13 protein-coding genes and 3 tRNA genes are annotated in these 16,882 nt (G+C 72.6%); 10 read left to right on the top strand and 6 right to left on the bottom strand.

All coding sequences use genetic code 11. The features are described 5' to 3' along the window. Window positions 1-89 precede the first annotated feature (89 nt). A complete protein-coding gene (locus tag AC59HU_RS05790; protein ID WP_497222400.1) occupies window positions 90-1,484 on the top strand; it encodes an FAD-binding oxidoreductase in 1,395 nt (464 codons plus the stop codon). 16 nt (window positions 1,485-1,500) lie between these two features. Here the strand turns inward: AC59HU_RS05790 and AC59HU_RS05785 are convergent, their stop codons facing one another. Both AC59HU_RS05785 and AC59HU_RS05780 read right to left on the bottom strand, forming a co-directional pair. Further along, entirely contained in the window at window positions 1,501-2,220 is a 720-nt protein-coding gene (locus AC59HU_RS05785; RefSeq protein WP_497222399.1) for an NUDIX domain-containing protein, read from the bottom strand. A 5-nt stretch (window positions 2,221-2,225) separates the two neighbouring features. Beyond that, a complete protein-coding gene (locus AC59HU_RS05780; RefSeq protein ID WP_370545119.1) occupies window positions 2,226-2,714 on the bottom strand; it encodes a YajQ family cyclic di-GMP-binding protein in 489 nt (162 codons plus the stop codon). 59 nt (window positions 2,715-2,773) lie between these two features. Between AC59HU_RS05780 and AC59HU_RS05775 the strand changes: the two genes are divergently transcribed. From AC59HU_RS05775 to AC59HU_RS05765, 3 genes are all read left to right on the top strand, one after another. Further along, a complete protein-coding gene (locus AC59HU_RS05775; RefSeq protein WP_497222398.1) occupies window positions 2,774-3,550 on the top strand; it encodes a lytic murein transglycosylase in 777 nt (258 codons plus the stop codon). A gap of 86 nt (window positions 3,551-3,636) precedes the next feature. Further along, a tRNA-Tyr gene (locus AC59HU_RS05770) sits at window positions 3,637-3,721 on the top strand. 17 nt (window positions 3,722-3,738) lie between these two features. Next, window positions 3,739-4,602: an inositol monophosphatase family protein gene (locus tag AC59HU_RS05765; protein WP_497222397.1), complete on the top strand. Its 864-nt coding sequence runs from the start codon at window positions 3,739-3,741 to the stop codon at window positions 4,600-4,602. A 67-nt stretch (window positions 4,603-4,669) separates the two neighbouring features. On the opposite strand, the gene AC59HU_RS05760 is transcribed toward AC59HU_RS05765, so the two are convergent. Continuing rightward, the gene (locus AC59HU_RS05760) at window positions 4,670-5,197 is read right to left on the bottom strand and encodes a GNAT family N-acetyltransferase (RefSeq protein ID WP_497222396.1); all 528 of its coding nucleotides are present in this window, start codon (window positions 5,195-5,197) and stop codon (window positions 4,670-4,672) included. A gap of 452 nt (window positions 5,198-5,649) precedes the next feature. Between AC59HU_RS05760 and AC59HU_RS05755 the strand changes: the two genes are divergently transcribed. Next, entirely contained in the window at window positions 5,650-6,867 is a 1,218-nt protein-coding gene (locus AC59HU_RS05755) for a M23 family metallopeptidase (protein WP_497222395.1), read from the top strand. Between the two features lie 88 nt (window positions 6,868-6,955). On the opposite strand, the gene AC59HU_RS05750 is transcribed toward AC59HU_RS05755, so the two are convergent. Then, a complete protein-coding gene (locus AC59HU_RS05750; RefSeq protein WP_497222394.1) occupies window positions 6,956-8,764 on the bottom strand; it encodes a glycoside hydrolase family 13 protein in 1,809 nt (602 codons plus the stop codon). 140 nt (window positions 8,765-8,904) lie between these two features. Here AC59HU_RS05750 and AC59HU_RS05745 point away from each other — a divergent pair. Both AC59HU_RS05745 and AC59HU_RS05740 read left to right on the top strand, forming a co-directional pair. Beyond that, window positions 8,905-8,976, top strand: a tRNA-Thr gene (locus AC59HU_RS05745). A gap of 49 nt (window positions 8,977-9,025) precedes the next feature. Next, window positions 9,026-9,099: transfer RNA gene (locus AC59HU_RS05740), tRNA-Met, on the top strand. 39 nt (window positions 9,100-9,138) lie between these two features. On the opposite strand, the gene AC59HU_RS05735 is transcribed toward AC59HU_RS05740, so the two are convergent. Both AC59HU_RS05735 and AC59HU_RS05730 read right to left on the bottom strand, forming a co-directional pair. Continuing rightward, window positions 9,139-10,881 carry a S8 family serine peptidase gene (locus AC59HU_RS05735; RefSeq protein ID WP_497222393.1) on the bottom strand — a complete coding sequence of 581 codons (1,743 nt, stop codon included), beginning with the start codon at window positions 10,879-10,881 and terminating at the stop codon, window positions 9,139-9,141. A 147-nt stretch (window positions 10,882-11,028) separates the two neighbouring features. Then, entirely contained in the window at window positions 11,029-13,155 is a 2,127-nt protein-coding gene (locus tag AC59HU_RS05730; RefSeq protein WP_497222392.1) for a phosphatase PAP2 family protein, read from the bottom strand. 286 nt (window positions 13,156-13,441) lie between these two features. On the opposite strand from AC59HU_RS05730, the gene AC59HU_RS05725 reads away from it, so the two are divergent. Genes AC59HU_RS05725 through AC59HU_RS05715 form a run of 3 tightly spaced genes read left to right on the top strand, consistent with a single transcriptional unit; the run spans window position 13,442 to window position 16,857 of the window. Beyond that, entirely contained in the window at window positions 13,442-14,491 is a 1,050-nt protein-coding gene (locus AC59HU_RS05725; RefSeq protein WP_497222391.1) for a permease, read from the top strand. Further along, window positions 14,484-15,350 carry a TIGR03943 family putative permease subunit gene (locus tag AC59HU_RS05720; RefSeq protein WP_497222390.1) on the top strand — a complete coding sequence of 289 codons (867 nt, stop codon included), beginning with the start codon at window positions 14,484-14,486 and terminating at the stop codon, window positions 15,348-15,350. Before AC59HU_RS05725 ends, AC59HU_RS05720 begins: the two co-directional genes overlap by 8 nt. Then, window positions 15,340-16,857 (top strand): hypothetical protein, encoded by a 1,518-nt coding sequence (locus AC59HU_RS05715; protein ID WP_497222389.1) that lies wholly within the window; start codon window positions 15,340-15,342, stop codon window positions 16,855-16,857. The genes AC59HU_RS05720 and AC59HU_RS05715 overlap by 11 nt, the downstream gene beginning before the upstream one ends. Window positions 16,858-16,882: the final 25 nt, after the last annotated feature.

The following is a 16,882-nucleotide window of genomic DNA, read 5'->3' as shown; positions in this document are numbered from 1 at the left end:
GGAAGACGCTGACGGCCGAAGACGCCGACGGCGGGATCCTGTGGGGTCCCGCCGTTCCCGTCCCGCCCGATCCTCGATAACGTCTGCTCATGACGTTCACGACGGATGAGTTCGACGCCCTTGGGCGGGACGTGCGGGGGCCGGTCCTCCGCCGCGGCGACAGTGGTCTCGCGGCCGAGGCGGCGGGCCAGAACACGATGGTCGTGCACGATCCCGACCTCCTCGTCGGGGCCGCGAGCGAGGCCGACGTGCAGGCGGCCGTGCGCTTCGCGGCGGCACACGGGCTGGCGCTGCACGTGCTGGCGACCGGCCACGGGGTGTTCGCGCCGGTGCGCGACGGAGTGCTCGTCACCACGTGGCGGCTGGACGCGCTCGAGATCGACGCCGACGCCCGGGTGGCCAGGATCGGGGCAGGCAACCGCTGGAGCTCGGTGATCGAGGCCGCCGCGGTGCACGGCCTCGCGCCCGTCACCGGGGCCTCCGGCCACGTCGGCACGATCGGCTACACGCTGGGCGGCGGCCTGGGCCCGCTCGCCCGCAGCCACGGTTTCTCGTCGGACTACGCCCGCGCCTTCCGGCTCGTGACGGCGACGGGCGAGGCGATCAGCGTCCACGCAGGCGAGGGCGGGCATCCGGAGCTCTTCTGGGCTCTGCGCGGAGGCAAGGGCGGATTCGGCGTCGTGACCTCGATGGACTTCGAGCTGGTGCCGCTCACGACCTTCTACGGCGGGTCGCTGTTCTTCGACGCCGAGCACATCCCCGCGGTGCTGCGCGCCTGGGCCGCGTTCACCGACACGGCCCCGGATGAGGCGACCTCCTCGGTCGCGGTGCTGCGGTTCCCGCCGCTCCCGGTCGTACCCGAGGCGCTCCGCGGCAAGACCGTCGTCTCGCTGCGCTACGTGCACGTCGGCGAGCCGGAGGAGGCCGAGCGGGTCTTCGCGCCCCTGCGGTCGGCGGCGCCCGCGGTGTTCGGCCGGGTGGGTGAGATGCCGGCCGCCCAGATCGGGCTCGTGCACAACGATCCGGTCGATCCGGGGCCGGCGTGGGACAGGGGGATGCTCCTCGACCTGATCGACGACGACCTGATCGAGGCCTTCCTCGACGTGCTCGGGCCGGAGCGCGAGGTGCCGATCGTGGCCGCCGAGCTGCGGCACCTCGGCGGTGCGACGGCGCGGGACGTGCCGGGTGGCAGCGCGGTCGGCGGGCGATCGGCCTCCGGCACCCTGGTGCTGATCGGCGTGCCGGATCCGGCGCTGTTCGACACCGTGCTGCCCGCCGTCGCCGACGGGATCGGGCAGCGGCTCGCGCCCTGGGTGTCGGCGTCGAACTCGATCAACTTCGCCGGCGACCTCTCGGTGCCGGGATCCTTCGAGGCGTCGTGGCCGCCCGAGACCTTCGAGCGCCTGGCGCGGCTGCGGGAGGAGTGGGACCCGACGGGGTTGTTCCCCTATCCGGTGGTGGGGCGGCGCCCCGTGGCGGGGTAGGACCCCGTGGTGGGGCTCAGCGGGCGAACGGGCCGCTGAGCGCCGCCCACTGCAGCAGCATGATCGTCTTGGCGTCGATGATGTCGGCGCCGATGCGGGCGAGCGCCTCGTCGATGCCCAGCTCGACCAGCTCGATGTCCTCGCCCTCCTCGGCGAGCCCGCCCCCCGCATCCGTTCGGGTCGACGCGCCCTCGTCGGCGGTGTCGTAGCCGGCGGCGTAGAAGTAGAGCTTCTCGGTCACCGATCCCGGGCTCATGTAGACGTCGAACAGGTGCTCGACCTCGCCGATGCGGTAGCCGGTCTCCTCGTGCGCCTCGCGGCGCACGGCCTCCTCGGGGGCGTCGTCGTCGAGCAGGCCGCCCGGCACCTCGAGCAGCATGCCGTCGGGGTGCCCGTTGACGTAGGCCGGATAGCGGAACTGACGGATGAGCAGCACCGTGCGCCGCGTGACGTCGTAGAGCAGCACGGTCGCGCCGTTGCCGCGGTCGTAGGTCTCGCGCTCCTCGGTCGACCAGTGGCCGTCGCGGTGCTGGAAGGCGATCCGGGTGGTGCGGGTGACGTACCAGTTCGAGGTGAGCAGCCGCACCTCCTCGACCCGCACCCGGGGGTTGCCGGTGAGGTCGAGGCCCTCGCGGTCCAGGCCCGTGCGGCCCCGGCGGTCGGGGACGTCGATGCCGGGGGTGCCGGGGCTGTCGGTGCCCGGGCCGTCGCTGCCCGGGCCTGGCGTGCCGGACATCCCGATCAGCGGAAGTTGATGAACTGGAGCGCGACGTCGAGGTCGGCGCCCTTGAGCAGGGCCATGGTGGCCTGCAGGTCATCGCGGCTCTTCGAGCTCACGCGCAGCTCGTCGCCCTGGATCTGCGACTTGACGCTCTTGGGGGCCTCGTCGCGGATGAGCTTGTTGATCTTCTTCGCGTCGTCCTGCGCGATGCCCTCCTTCATGGAGGCCTCGAGCCGGTACTCCTTGCCGCTCGCGAACGGCTCACCCGCATCCAGGCTGCGCAGGGAGATGCCGCGCTTGATCAGCTTCGACTCGAACACCTCCAGGATCGCCTTGACGCGCTCCTCGGAGTTGGCCTTCATCAGCACCTTCTCGCCGCTCCACTCGATGGAGGCGCCGATGTTCTTGAAGTCGTAGCGCTGCGCGACCTCTTTCTGCGCCTGGTTGAGGGCGTTGTCCGCCTCCATCTTGTCGACCTTGCTGACCACGTCAAACGATGAATCTGCCATGAGGCCATTTTAGGGCGGCCGCCGCGGGACTGTCAGCCGGTGATGGTTGAGTGGGGGTCATGCAGCCACGCGTCCCGACCCGTTCCGGCCCGGGCGCCCTCGGCCTCCTGGGCGCCCTCGGTGTCGCCGGGCTCCTGCTCGCCGGATGCACGGGGAGCGGCGGCGGCGCTTCCTCCGGTGCCGAGGCGGCCGGCCCCGCGTTCCCGCCGCAGGCCCCGGCGGAGGAATCCGGTTCCGGCACCTACGACGCCGGCACGCCGACCGCAGAACTCGTCGACCCCGCCTGGCTCGACCGGGTCGCCGAGGCCACCGGCATCCCGAGGCGCGCCCTGACCGGCTACGCCGGGGCCGCGATCGCCGAGAGCGAGGTGCGGCCCGGCTGCGGCGTGGGCTGGAACACGCTGGCCGGCATCGGCTGGGTCGAGTCGCACCACGGCACGATCTTCGGCGGCAGCATCGGCGAGAACGGCGTGACCAGCGACCTGATCATCGGCGTGCCGCTCGACGGCGACGGGTTCCAGGAGATCCCCGACACGGATGCCGGGGCGGTCGACGGCGACACCGAATGGGACCGCGCGGTGGGCCCGATGCAGTTCGTGCCCGCGACCTGGGCCGCGTGGGCCACCGAGGCCAACGGCGACGGGGTGCCCGACATCCACAACATCGACGATTCCTCGCTCTCGGCGGCCGAGTACCTCTGCTACACCGGGGGTGACCTCACGACGGAGAGCGGATGGCGGACCGCCATCGCGGGCTACAACGAGTCGCCCGCCTACCTCGACGAGGTGCTCGAGTACGCGGTGCGCTACGGCGAACAGGCCGCCGCGGCGGGCTGATCGGAGGCGATTTCGCTCCAGCGCGGGTCATGGGTATCCTTGACCAGCGCCTTCGGTTGTGTTGTCGAACGTGGTCGGGTGCGCCTGGCGAGTTACCCAAGCGGCCAAAGGGATCTGACTGTAAATCAGACTGCTCAGCATTCGGGGGTTCGAATCCCTCACTCGCCACCAGATCACGGAGCGCATCCATGACTTCTTCCGCCGCCGCCGCCGCGGCCCCCTCTCCGGCTGAGCTCCTCGAACTCGCCAGGTCGATCGCGATCGATGCGGCCGAGCTCGTCGCCCGTCGCCGCGCCGAGGGTGTGACGGTCGCCGCGACCAAGTCGTCGCTCGAGGACGTCGTGACCTTCGCCGACCGCGAGTCGGAGGACTTCATCCGCGCCCGTCTCGCCGAGGCGCGGCCGGAGGACGGGTTCCTCGGCGAGGAGTCCGAGGCCACCCCGGGCAGCTCGGGCATCACCTGGGTCGTCGACCCGATCGACGGCACCGTCAACTACCTCTACGACATCCCGGCCTATGCGGTGTCGATCGCCGCGGTCACCGGCAGCACGGATCCCGCGGAGTGGACCGCCCTCGCGGGCGTCGTCGTCAACCCGGTGCTCGGCGAGGTGTTCACCGCCTCGGCGGGCGGGGGAGCGTTCCTCGACTCACCGCGCGCGGCGCACCGCCGGCTCGCGGTCAACGAGGACGTGCCGCTCGCGCAGGCGCTCGTCGGCACCGGCTTCTCGTACAACGCCGAGGTGCGGGTCAAGCAGGGTCAGGTCGTCACCGGGCTGGTCGGCCGGGTGCGCGACATCCGCCGGGCGGGCTCGGCGGCACTCGACCTGTGCTCGGTGGCGCTCGGCCGCCTCGACGCCTACGCCGAGCGCGGGCTGAACCCCTGGGACCACGCGGCCGGCGCGCTGATCTGCCGCGAGGCCGGGGCGCGCGTGGGCGGGTTCGGCGAGGCGCGGGAGAGCGGGGTCATGACCCTCGCGGCGGCTCCCGCCCTGGCGGCCGAGCTCGAGCCGCTGGTGCAGGGTCTGCACCGCGACGCCGGCCTGCCGCTCTGACCGTCCGGCGGGTCGCTCCTGGGAGCTTGCGGCGGGCGACTCCGGGTCGCTAATCACCCCCGGGCGGTCACCGCACCGGACGGGCCGGGCCTTCCCAGACGGTCTCGCCGTCGACGCTGGCGGTCGTGGGGGCGAGGCCGATCCGCTGCGCCACCCGGGCTGAGGCGGCGTGGGCGGGATGGATGGAGGCCGTCAGCCTCCCGACCCCGATCGACGCCAGCCAGGCCGCGACGGTCGAGGCGGCCTCGGCGGCCACGCCCCGGCCCTGTTCGCTCGTCGTGACCAGCCACGCGAGGTCTGCCACCCGGTCGGGATCGGCGCCGACGAGGGTCGCCTGCACGAAACCGATCGCCGTCCCGCCTTGGACGGGCCGGATGATCCAGTTCAGCCAGCCCGCGCTTCCGTCCTCGGAGTGACCCCGCGATTGCCGACGGTAGCGGGCGCGGAGTTGCTCCAGGGTGGGGGGCTCGCCTCCGGTGAATCCGTAGAGCTCCCTCGGGGCCAGCGCGGCGAGCATCTCGTCGGCGTGGTCGACGGAGAGCGGCTCCAGGAGGAAGCGGTCCGACCGGAGCAGGGGACCTCGGGGCCACGACATGACCCCAGCTTCGCAGCATCCCGGCGCCCGAGGCGTCGATGGGCGGTGCGACCGAGGGACGCGGGACGGGGGCTCGGTGGCAATTCAAATGTTGGGTGGTTAGCCTGGATCGACCTTCTCGCCCGCTCCATCGGGCGCCCCCGAATCGACCGGAGATACCCGAACAATTGGCACGGATGACTTCACGCCCGGATGACGACGCATCCAAACGCGAGGCCCCTGGTTCGACGAAGCACCAATCCTCCTCCCCTTCTTCCTCTGCTCTTCCGTCACGGCGGAGCCTGCGCGTGACGGCTCCCGCCGCATCGCCCGAGGTCACGACCGCGGCGATGAGCCGCCGGGCGGCTCGCCTCGCGGCGGCCGAGGCGGCGGCGCGCGCCGAGGCGGAGAGCGCAGGTTCTGTGCCCGCTGAGTCTGTGCCCGCTGAGTCTGTGCCCGCCGAATCAGCGCCGGTGACCGAGATCGCGGCGCCGAGCCCGTCGGTGGCGGCCAGCACGGTGACCGCCCCGCGGCCCCATGCTCAGAAGGGTGGCCGCCGCGCCGCCTCATCGTTCAGCGACTCGATCGAGAAGCCCGCCGGTGGTCGCCGCGCCCGCGTCTCGACGCCCACGACCGCCGAGGCGCCCGCGTCCGACCCCGTGGTGGTCGTCCCCGCCACCGACGCGACCTCGCCCGACTCCGCACTCGATTCGCTGGCGGTCGTTCCTACCGCTGAGACCCCGGCGCCCGAATCCGTGGCGGTCGTCGCCGACGCACCCGTCGCGGTCGTACCGAAGTCGGTCTCGCGCCGGTCTCTCCGCACGGCGTCGATCGCCCCGGATGCCGCATCCCGAACCGGCGCGGCCGCCGCATCGACCGGCGGCCCGACCGCCGCGTCGTCTTCCCCTGACACGACCGCGCAGGGTGCGAGCGGCCCTGGCACCGGCGCCCCCGCCGGCAAGGGCGGCCGTCGGAGCCGCCGCGGCGACATCGCCAAGGGCACCTTCAGTGTCGTGGCGATGCTCTTCGCCGCCGGGATCGCCGTCGCGACCACGATGCCCGCCTCGGCGTTCCACGCGGCCTCCGCGGGTGCGCCCGAGACGGTCCTCGCCGACGTCGCACCGCTCGCCGCGCGCCAGGAGCTGACGACGAGCTCCGGTTCGGCCGGCGCGAGCATCCTCCGCGACGACTACAGCGTGCGCGACGTCGCCGCGCTGAAGGCGGCCGGGCTCCGGGTCGCGGACACCTTCACGAACAACCCGACCAGCGCCGTGCAGTGGCCGTTCCCGGTCGGGGTGCCGATCAGTGACGGCTTCGGCCCGCGCGAGTCGCCCGGCGGCATCGGCAGCACCGACCACAAGGGCGTCGACTTCACCCCGGGGCAGGGCTCGGAGATCCACGTGGTGGCCGACGGCGTCGTGAGCAAGGTCGTGCGGTCCGACGGCGGGGGTCTCGGCGTCTACGTCATCGTCGACCACGTGGTCGACGGCGACGAGGTCTCGAGCGTCTACGGCCACATGCTCACCGGCTCGATCGAGGTCGAGACCGGTCAGGTGCTGAAGGTCGGCCAGGTCATCGGGCGCGTCGGCAACACCGGCACCTCGACGGGCGCGCACTTGCACCTCGAGATCAGGCTCAACGGCACGACCGCGGTCGACCCCTACGCCTGGCTCAGCGAGCGCGTCGCCTGAGAGCCGCTGCACCCTCCGTCTAACGTCCGGAATAACGAGGACCGACCCCGTATATGGCGTCGGTCCTCGTTATTTCGGACGTTACTCGTCAGGCGAGCCAGATCGTCGTGTCCGGCGGCAGCGCCGCCTCGGTCAGTGCCTCGCTCATCAGCAGGATGCCGTCCGGCGTCGTCTCGACCGGCAGTTCGACCGCGGTCTCGCCCATGTTGGCGATCACGGTGACGCCGTTGTTGCGGAACGCGATCACGTTCTCGCCGTACCCCGGCAGCCACTCGAGCGTGCCCGAGCCGAGCTCCCGCTCGGCCCGCAGCCGCAGCGCGAGCTTGTAGAGCTCGAGCGTCGATCCGGCCACGCCCTCCTGGCTCGCCCGGGCGAAGCGGTCCCAGTCGTCCGGCTGGGGCAGCCAGCTGGCCGCCGTCCCGGTCAGCCCGAAGCCGTAGCTCGGCACCTGGGGCTCCCACGGGATGGGCACCCGGCAGCCGTCGCGGCCGTACTTCTCGTGGTTCGTGCGGAACCAGGTCGGATCCTGCCGCGCCTCGTCCGGCAGGTTGATGTCCTCCGGCAGGCCGAGCTCCTCGCCCTGGTAGATGTAGGCGCTGCCCGGCAGTGCGAGCATCAGCGCGGTCGCTCCGCGGGCGCGCCGCAGGCCCACGATCGGGTCGGGCAGGCCGGGGGAGTCAGGGCCGATGCCGGCGCCCTGCAGGTTGTCGGCGCCGAGCGCGAGCCGGGAGGCATGGCGCACCACGTCGTGGTTCGACAGCACCCAGGTGCTCGGGGCGCCGACCGAGGCGAAGGCGGCGATCGAGGTGTCGATCACGACCTTGAGGTCCGGGGCCGACCATGAGGCGGAGAGGTAGGTGAAGTTGAAGGCCTGGTGCATCTCGTCCGGCCGCACCCAGCGGGCCAGCTTCGTCAGCGGCTCCACCCAGGCCTCGGCGCAGAGCACCCGGTCGCCCTCGTACTCCGCGAGCACGGCGTGCCAGTCGCGGTAGATCTCGTGCACGCCGTCCTGCGCCCAGTAGGGAGGGGTCGGCGGGTCGATCTCGACGTCGGCGAGGATGTTCGGCTCCAGCCCCACGGGGATCGCTCCGCCGCCCATGCTGCCGGCGTCGGCCGGGGGCGTGTAGTCCGGCAGGCCGGCCTCCTTGATCAGGCCGTGCGCGACATCCACCCGGAAACCGTCGACGCCCCGGTCGAGCCAGAACCGCAGGATCTCGCGGAACCGCTCGCGCACCCACGGGTTCTCCCAGTTGAGGTCGGGCTGGGACTTGTCGAAGATGTGCAGGTACCACTGGCCGGGCGTGCCGTCGGGGTTCGTCGTGCGCTCCCACATCGGGCCGCCGAAGACCGACTCCCAGTTGTTCGGCATCTCGTCGCCGTTCGGGCCCAGTCCGTCGCGGAACATGTAGCGGTCCCGCTCCGGGCTCCCGGGCGCGGCCGCGAGGGCCTCGCGGAACCACTCGTGATCCCACGAGGTGTGGTTCGGCACCAGGTCGACGATGACCCGGATGCCGAGGCCGTGCGCGGTCGCGAGCAGCCGGTCGAAGTCCTCCAGCGTGCCGAACAGCGGATCGACGTCGCAGTAGTCGGCGACGTCGTAGCCGGCGTCGTGCTGGGGCGAGGTCATGAACGGCGAGAGCCAGACCGCGTCGACGCCGAGCTCGGAGAGCGCGGTGAGGCGGGCCGTGATGCCGGGGAGGTCTCCGATGCCGTCGCCGTCCGAGTCCGAGAACGAGCGCGGGTAGATCTGGTAGATGACGGCCGACCGCCACCACTCCCCGCCCGTGCCGACCGAGGTGAGCGCGGGTTCCGCCTCGGTCGTGGTCGGGGTGGTCGCGTCGGCCTCGGTGACCGCGGCCTCCGGCAGGCCGGATTCAGGGGTGGTCTCGATAGTCATGCCGAGAACTCTAACGGGAGGATCCGGCGTGTGGAACCGTTTGCACACAGGTCGTGGATCTCGCAGACCGGATGCGGCGAAAGCGTCGCCCGCGGGATGCTATTCTCTACTGGTGCCAAAAACCGCTCGCGGTTGTGCGCGCCCCCTTAGCTCATTGGTAGAGCACTTCCTTGGTAAGGAAGAGGTAGTGGGTCCGATTCCCACAGGGGGCTCCGGCTTCCGGCCGGCTCCGGCCTCCAGGCCGCGGGCCGTCGAAGCCTCGGCGGGATAGCTCAGTTGGTTAGAGCACACGGCTCATAATCGTGGGGTCGCGGGTTCAAGTCCCGCTCCCGCTACGAAAACCCCCAAGATCTCGCCATCTTGGGGGTTTTTGCTTATCGGCCTTCGGCCCGGACCCGGGCACCGACCCGAGTGCGTCTCAGGCGCAGGGGCGCAGCGGCACCGATCGTGAGGCCGACCGCCACCGCGATCACCGCGAGCGTGACGAGCAGGGGCTCATCCGGGGAGGCGCCTGTCGCGGCGAGTGTGGCGACCGCGGGTCTCTCCGGCCCCGCCGCCGCGGGCGTCGGCACCGGTGAGGTTGTCGCGGTCGGCGTCGGCGCGGGGACGGGCGCGGGGACGGGCGCGGGCGCGAGCGACGCGAGGCCGGCGCCGACATCGACGAGTCCCGCGCCCAGGGACCGTTCCCCCGGCACCGAGACGTCCCAGGGCTGACCGACCGACAGGCGGCTCGCGTGGTCGGTGAGGACGGCCCGCACCTGATCCGGCGTCAGGGCCGGGGCGAACTGGCGCAGCAGAGCGGCCGCCGCCGCGATCGTCGGCGCGGCGGCCGAGGTCCCGCGGAACGATCCCGTGCCCTCCAGGACGGTGTCCGACACCGGCAGGTCGTCGACGCCGATCGCGGCGGGCCCGGGCACGGTGAGCGGCTCGGGCACCCCGAAGTACAGGCGGGCCGGTCCCAGGGTCGAGTAGGTCTCGAGGGTCGAGTCCGCCGCGTCCATCGCTCCGACCGCGAAGGCGGCGGGTGCCGCCTGGTGGCCGAACAGGGTGGCGCCGACCACGTCGCTCCCGGTGGAGACGAAGTACTCCTGGTCGGAGAGGACACCGAAACCGGGCGCCTGGGTCCAGGTCACCGCGACCGGCGGGGTGCCGGCTCCCGGGGTCAGGTGCCGCACGATGCTGACGACGTTCTCCGTGTCGGCGGTGCCGGCCGGGTTGCCGATCTCGGCCTGGGTCTGAGCTCGGGCGGGATCCGCCGCGGAGAACTTGTTGATCTTGCCGCCCACCTCGAGCACGTAGTCCAGCGCGGTGGTGACCGCGCCATCCGGTTCGGCCCAGTCCAGGGCGCCGCTCATCAGCGAGCGCGCGGGAAGGGTGAGGGTGAGCGTCGCATCCTCGCCCGGGCCGGGATCGAAGTCGAGACAGTCGACGGGCTCATCCGGGTAGAGCGCGGCGACGCCCGCGGGACACACGGTCGGGCGGTACCGGTCGGTGGACCAGGCGCCGATGGGGTAGCCCTCACTGGGTCGGCCCTCCGCCCCCTCGACTCCGTAGTTGCCCGCGGCCGTGACGGAGAAGACACCGGCGTCGACCGCGGACCGGATGGCGTCCGCCCCCGCGTCGGCGTGGAACTGACGTTCGCCCCCGATCGCCACGTCGTCGACGATGACGGAGACGCCGTGGTCGACCAGGTCGGCCACCGCATCCTCGAAGCTGTCGCCGCTGGCCGCGAACAGGATCTCGGCGCCGGGAGCGACCTGGTGGACCACCTGGGCCATCGCCCGGCCCTCGTCGTCGCTGCCCGCGGGCAGATCGGAGAGGACGGTCACCGGGGTGTCGTAGCCGCACGGATTCCCCGGACCGGGCAGCCAGCCCGCGGCGACATCCGCATCGACGGCGTCCTGGCCGCGCGAGGCGAAGGAGTCCGAGATGATCCCGACCCGCACGCCGGTGCCGTCCACGCCGAACGCGGAGGCCGCCGTGTCGGCTCCGAGCAGCCGGGCCGCCGGGCCGCGTGCGTTGCCGCACCCCTCGGCCGCGCTCGCGCTCGAGCTCCCGGCCGCGCCCAGCGACCCGATCGCGACCAGCAGGACGCCCCCCGCGATCCATCCCCTCATCGTGGCTGCCCTCACGACGCCCCCTCTCCTCGACACCATCATCGCCTGACGGAGCCGTGAGGGGGAGCGCCGTGCGGGGGAGCGCCGTGCGGGGGAGTGCGGTGCGCTCGGGTGGCCCCGCACCTCCCGCGGCCGTCCGGCTCGGCCTCAGCCGCGTGACACCGGCAGACGCAGACCCGGGCGACGGCGGCGGCCGAGCTGCAGCGCCGCACCCAGACCGAGCAGGCCGAGCGCGACCAGCGGCGCGAGCGGCGAGGCCTCGAGCCCGGTGGCCGCGAGGGCACCCGAGCCGGGTGCTCCGGCCACGGCGACCGGGCGCCCGCCGGAGGCCGGGGTGTCACCGGGCTTCGGTGCGCCCGCGATCGCCGCGGTGTTCAGCAGGTGCAGGGCGCCGTCGCGCAGCACGACGGCGGGCGTGTACCCCGCCGGCAGGCCGGTGACGGAGACCGACGAGAGGTCGACGGCGGACGCCGATCCCGCGAAGGTCGCGATGATCTGGTCGTCGGCGGGCACGGTGCCCGGCGCGACCGTCACGGTGAGTCCGCCGTGCAGAACGGCATCGCCCGACACCTGCAGCGCCGGGGCGTCCGACTCCACCGACAGGTCGAGCGACGCGCCCGCCGCCAGCGTGAGGTCGCCGGCCACGTCGAGGGGGGCCGCCGCGGTCTCCTCGAGGGTGCCGCCGTCCACGGTCACCGATCCGGTGCCGAGGGCCGTGGTCGAGGCGGCCACGAGCGATCCGGCGTCGACGACGGTGCCGCCGGCGTACGAGTTGGCTCCGGTCAGGGTCAGGATGCCCGTGCCCTGCTTCGTGAGCGACCCCGCGCCGTCGATGTCGTTGCGCCACGCGTCGGCCGCGCTGAACCCGCCGGCGGCGGCATCCATGTCGACGGTCACGTCGGTGCGGAACGACTCGTAGCCGTCGGCCGCGGCGACCAGGTTCAGCCTGCCCCAGCCCTCCGCGTCGTCGAGCAGTGCGTGGCCCGAGGGCAGCGCGGTGGTCTGCAGCACCCAGCGGCGCTGGTCGGCGTCGAGGTAGGGCTGCCGGCTCTCCAGCAGCACCTCGGCGCCCTTGGGCACGACGGCCGGCACGGTGGTGTCGCCCACGACGGGCAGGCCGTAGGTGAGGCGCTGCACGTAGAGGGCCTCGGCGGCTGCGTGGGCGGCCGGGTCGGCGGTGGCCTCCGCCGCGCTGATGCCGCCGGTGCCGCCGCCGCTGCCGCCGATGCCGCCGGTGCCGCCGGTCGCGGCGAACAGCGTGGCGGCGTTCTGGCGCGCCGCCTCCTTCAGCGCGGCGTTCGCCGGGTCGTTCAGGGCCGCGGCCGAGACGGCCGTCGACAGCAGACGGCCCCCGATCACGTCGCCGGGCGAGTGCATCCCGGCCACGATGCGGCTGTTGCCGATCTCGGAGGCGTTCAGGAGCAGGTCCTGGTACTGCTCCGGGGCGGCGTAGGCGAGGGCGTAGCTGGCCAGCCAGCCCGCGTTCGTGTGACCGCTCGGGTAGCCGCCGTCGGAGAGCGCGTCGGCATCCGCCTTCTTCGCGGGCACCAGGGTGGGCAGCACCGACACGTCGTCGCTCCACCGGAACGGGCGCGCGTAGTTGTAATAGGCCTTCGCGGGGTTGGTCGAGGCGGAGCTGTTGCGGAACTGGTTCACCAGGTCGACCATCGGGCCGTAGGCGGTGCCCGAGTCGGCCCAGGCGCCGTGCGAGTTGCCGCCGTCGTCGTACTTCACGGTGGTGGCGTCGGCCGGGATCGTGTCGGGGATGGTGGTTCCCGCGTTCGTGCCGCTGCGGAAGGCGTCGGCGTAGGCGCCGAGGCCGTCGATGGCGCTGTAGTTCTGGTTGCGCCGGTCGATCAGGTACGCCTGGGTGGCCTGATCGGCGGTGCGGGTCTGGGTGATGCGAGCGGCCTCGGCGATGTTGGCGTCGAGCACCGTGGCGTTCTTCACCGTGCCCACGCTGTCCGGGATGAAGGTGCCGTCGGCGGTGAAGGCGGGCGTGGCCGGCACCTCCGGGGTCCAGTAGTCGAGCATCGGCGAGAGCAGGCCGATGGCGGCGTTGGTCGCCGGGCTCGTGTTCGCCGTGGTGTTGGTGGCGTAGGAGTCGACGTAGAAGCGGCCCCACGCATCCGGATGCGGGGCGATGGCGTCGTCGGGCGCCGCGTGGGCGGGTGCGGCGAGGCCGATGGCGAAGACGGCGGTGACGGCGGTCGCGGTGGCGACACGGATGCGGCGGGCGCGGCGCGGGTGGCGCTCGGCGGGGGATGGTTTCATCGGATGGACTCCACGGCTCAGACGTCCCTGCGGGCGCACGGGACGCACCGATTGAACGTCACCGCGATTGACTGGAGGCAGCCGGCGGATGAACGGAGGACCCTGAGCGGCGTGTCGCCCGGTCGCCGTGTGGGCGCCCTCCGCCGGGGCTCTCCGGGCGGCCCCTCGTCGAAGATCTCCAGCCGCGCCGCTTCGTCGAGCCCTCCGCCCGCGGCTCTCCCTGCGGCCCTCCGTCGAGCACCTTCCACCCAGGCTTCCGGCCCGGCCGTCCTCTACCCTGACGGATGTGACCCAGGACCTGATCGCGCGAGGAGCCAGCCGCCCGGTGGGCACCCCGGCCTCCCGGCCCCCGCGGGCACGGATCGTCGGCCTCGCGATCGGCGCCGCGGTGGCCGGGGCCCTCATCGTGCTCCGCCTCGTCACGAGCGACTGGGATGCGGGCGGGCTGCCGAACCGGATGCGCGACTTCGTCACGCTCGCGACCAGCGTCGTCATCGAATCGCTCCCGTTCGTGTTCCTCGGCATCCTGATCTCGATCGTGGTGCGGTTCTGGGTGCCGGACAGGTGGCTGCACCGGATCATGCCGCGCACCCCCTGGCTCCGCCGGGTCGTGATCTCCCTGGTCGGCGTGCTGCTGCCGGTCTGCGAGTGCGGCAACGTGCCGCTCGCGCGCGGCTTCATCATGAAGGGCTTCAGCGTGCCGGAGGCGATGACCTTCCTGCTCGCCGCCCCCATCCTCAACCCCGTCACGATCATCACGACCTATCAGGCGTTCGGCTGGAACGACGGGATCCTCGCCGGCCGGATCGTCGGAGGCTTCGTCATCGCGAACCTGATCGGCTGGGTGTTCAGCCGTCACCCCCAGCCCGAGTCGCTGCTCACCCCCCGGTTCGAGGCGGCCCGCCGGATCGAGGACGGGCCGGACGCCCCGCGCCCGCGGCTGCGCCGCTCGGTCGTCGCCTTCGCCGAGGAGACCTCGACGATGCTGCCCGCGCTGATCGTGGGGTCGGCGATCGCCGGGGCGATCCAGGTCGGGCTCTCCCGCGACATCCTCGTGGCGCTCGGCAGCAACCCGATCTGGTCGGTGCTCGCCCTGATGCTGCTGGCGTTCGTGGTGGCGATCTGCTCGAACGTCGACGCCTTCTTCATCCTCGCCTTCGGCTCGACCTTCCTGCCGGGCGGGGTCGTCGCCTTCCTGGTCTTCGGCGCCATGGTCGACGTCAAGATGGTCACCCTGATGCGGACGACCTTCACGACCGCGGCCCTGGTGCGTCTCGTCGCGATCGTCGCCCTGGCCTCGATCGCCCTCGGATTCGGAGTGAACCTCATTGCGTGACCGTCTGCTCTCCCGCTGGCGCGGGGTCGTCCTCAGCCTGATCGGCGTCGTCGCGATCGTCTGGCTGGCCGTGACCGGTCAGCTCGGGCTCTACATCCACCCGCGCTACTACGAGTTCACGGTGATCATGGCGGTGCTGGCCGGGATCGCGGTGATCGCCGCCTTCGCGGTCGTGCCGGGCGCGCCGGACGACGACGGTCACGACCACGGCGCGGTGGACGACCACGGCGGGGTGGATGCGCATGCCGGGGTGGATGCGCACGGGCACGACCACACGCACGACCACGGCGCGGCCTCGAAGCCGGGTTCGGGATGGCGGACGACCGCGTGGGTCGCCGCCACCGCGCTCATCGTCGTCGGCACGGTCGGCGCCCTGCTCGTCGTGCCGCCCTCGACCCTCACCTCCGCCACCGTCGACCAGCGCGACCTCAACGCCTCCGCGGCCCTGACCGGCGCCGCCGCCGATGCGGCAGGGCTGTCGGCGCCGGATCTCGTCGGCAGCGACACCACCACCTTCACCGTGAAGGACTGGGCCTCGCTCCTCCGCCAGGGCGCCGGCGAGGACTACCTCGCGGGCAAGACGGCCGACGTCACCGGGTTCGTCACTCCCGACCCCGCCGACCCCGAGAACGTGTTCTATGTGGCCCGGTTCGTGGTGACCTGCTGCGCCGTCGACGCGCAGCCGGTCGGGGTGCCCGTCTACCTGCCGGGCTGGCAGGGCCAGTACCCGATCGACAGCTGGGTGCACGCGACCGGGGGCTTCGGCTCGAACCCGAGCACGTCGAGCACCCAGGCGATCGTGCTCGAGCCCTCGGCGCTCGCCTCGGTCGATCAGCCGGCGGAGCCGTATGTCTACTGAGCAGCCGACCGGGTCGCAGCCTCTGCCCGCGCAGGCATCCGCGCAGCCCGCCTCCGCGCATCCTTCACCCGCGCCGCCCGCGCCCGGGCCGCGCGGGGCCGACCGCCGCTGGCGCCGCTACCGACGCACGAGCGCGGCCACGATCGCCGTGCTCGCCCTGCTCTCCGCCGGGCTCGGCGCCGCCGCCGTGCTCCGCGGGCCGACGATCGACTCGGCCTCTATCAACCTCTCCGCGGTCATCGCCCGCGACGGGCAGAAACTCGTGCTGCACGCCGACCAGTCGCTCGGCCCGATCACGCCCGAGCAGGTCAGTGTTTCGCCGGCCGCGCCCGTCGACGTGACCGCCTCCGGTGCCGACGTGACCCTCGCGTTCTCCGGGCTGCTCGACTACGCCACGACCTACCACGTGCGGGTCGACGGGGTGGTCGGTGCCGACACGGGCCTCTCCGGTGCGCTCGACTACACCTTCGAGACCCCCGACGTGCCCGTCTACACGCTGCTCCGGCAGGGTGGGGCCGCGGCTCGGGATCCGGGCCGTCCGGAGGACCAGGTGCTGCGATCGGGCGTGGCGGGCGGGCCGGATGCGACGAGCGACGTCGTCTTCGAGGCCCCGCACATCGTGCAGTACGCCGTGACCGACGTCGCCCTGGCCGCGATCGTCGCCGACGACCAGGGCGGCACCACCCTGCAGGTGCAGCCGAACGGCGGTTCGGCGGTGACCGTGCCGACCCCGACCGGCGCGCGGCTGCAGAACCTGCACTCCTCCCCGACCTCGCGACTGTTCGGCTTCACCGTGAGCGGCGGCGCCGACGCGTCGGGCGCGCCCTATCAGGACGCGGTCTTCGTCTTCGACCCGCTCGCCGCCTCGGGGCGGGCCGATCCGGTGGCCGGTTTCCAGGGCGCCCCGCTGCCGCTGGTCGACTGGCGCTTCGTGCCTGGCACCTCCTCCTTGGTGGGTCAGGGCTCCGACCAGCAGCTCTACCTGGTCGACCCGTTGAAGGGCGGTGAGCCCACGCCGCTCGGCCGGCACGCGCAGATGCGCGGCTTCCTGCCCGGCGGGGTGCGGCTCGTGGTCGCCGACGGGGAGGGCGAGTCGACGATCGACCTCTCCAGCGGGGCAGTGACGGCTCTGCCGGTCTTCACGCCGGTGGTCGACCCGAAGTTCTACCCGAAGAAGATCGTGGTGCAGGCCGGGGGAGTGACGATCCGGCAGTACGACGACGTCGACTACTCCAGCGACAGCCCGGTCGCCGCCTCGGTGATCGCGCTCGCGGATGCGACGGGCACGCGGGAGCTGTACCGCTCCAGCTCCGAGGGCTCCCGGGTGCGTGACTTCTGCGTCTCGCCGAACGGTCAGTACCTCGCGGTCGAGGTCGTCCCGGCCGGCGCCCTCAACGACGGCTACGCGCTGCCCGGGTACTCGGGCATGTCGACCTTCTTCGTCGACATCGAGACCGGCGCGACGACCCGCGGTGTCGCCGGGTTCCTGCCCGACTGGTGCGGATGATCCACGATCGCTGACAATCCGTTGC

The sequence above is a fragment of the Herbiconiux sp. 320_LB genome (assembly GCF_059691755.1).
This window is presented reverse-complemented; position numbering and strand designations above follow the sequence as displayed.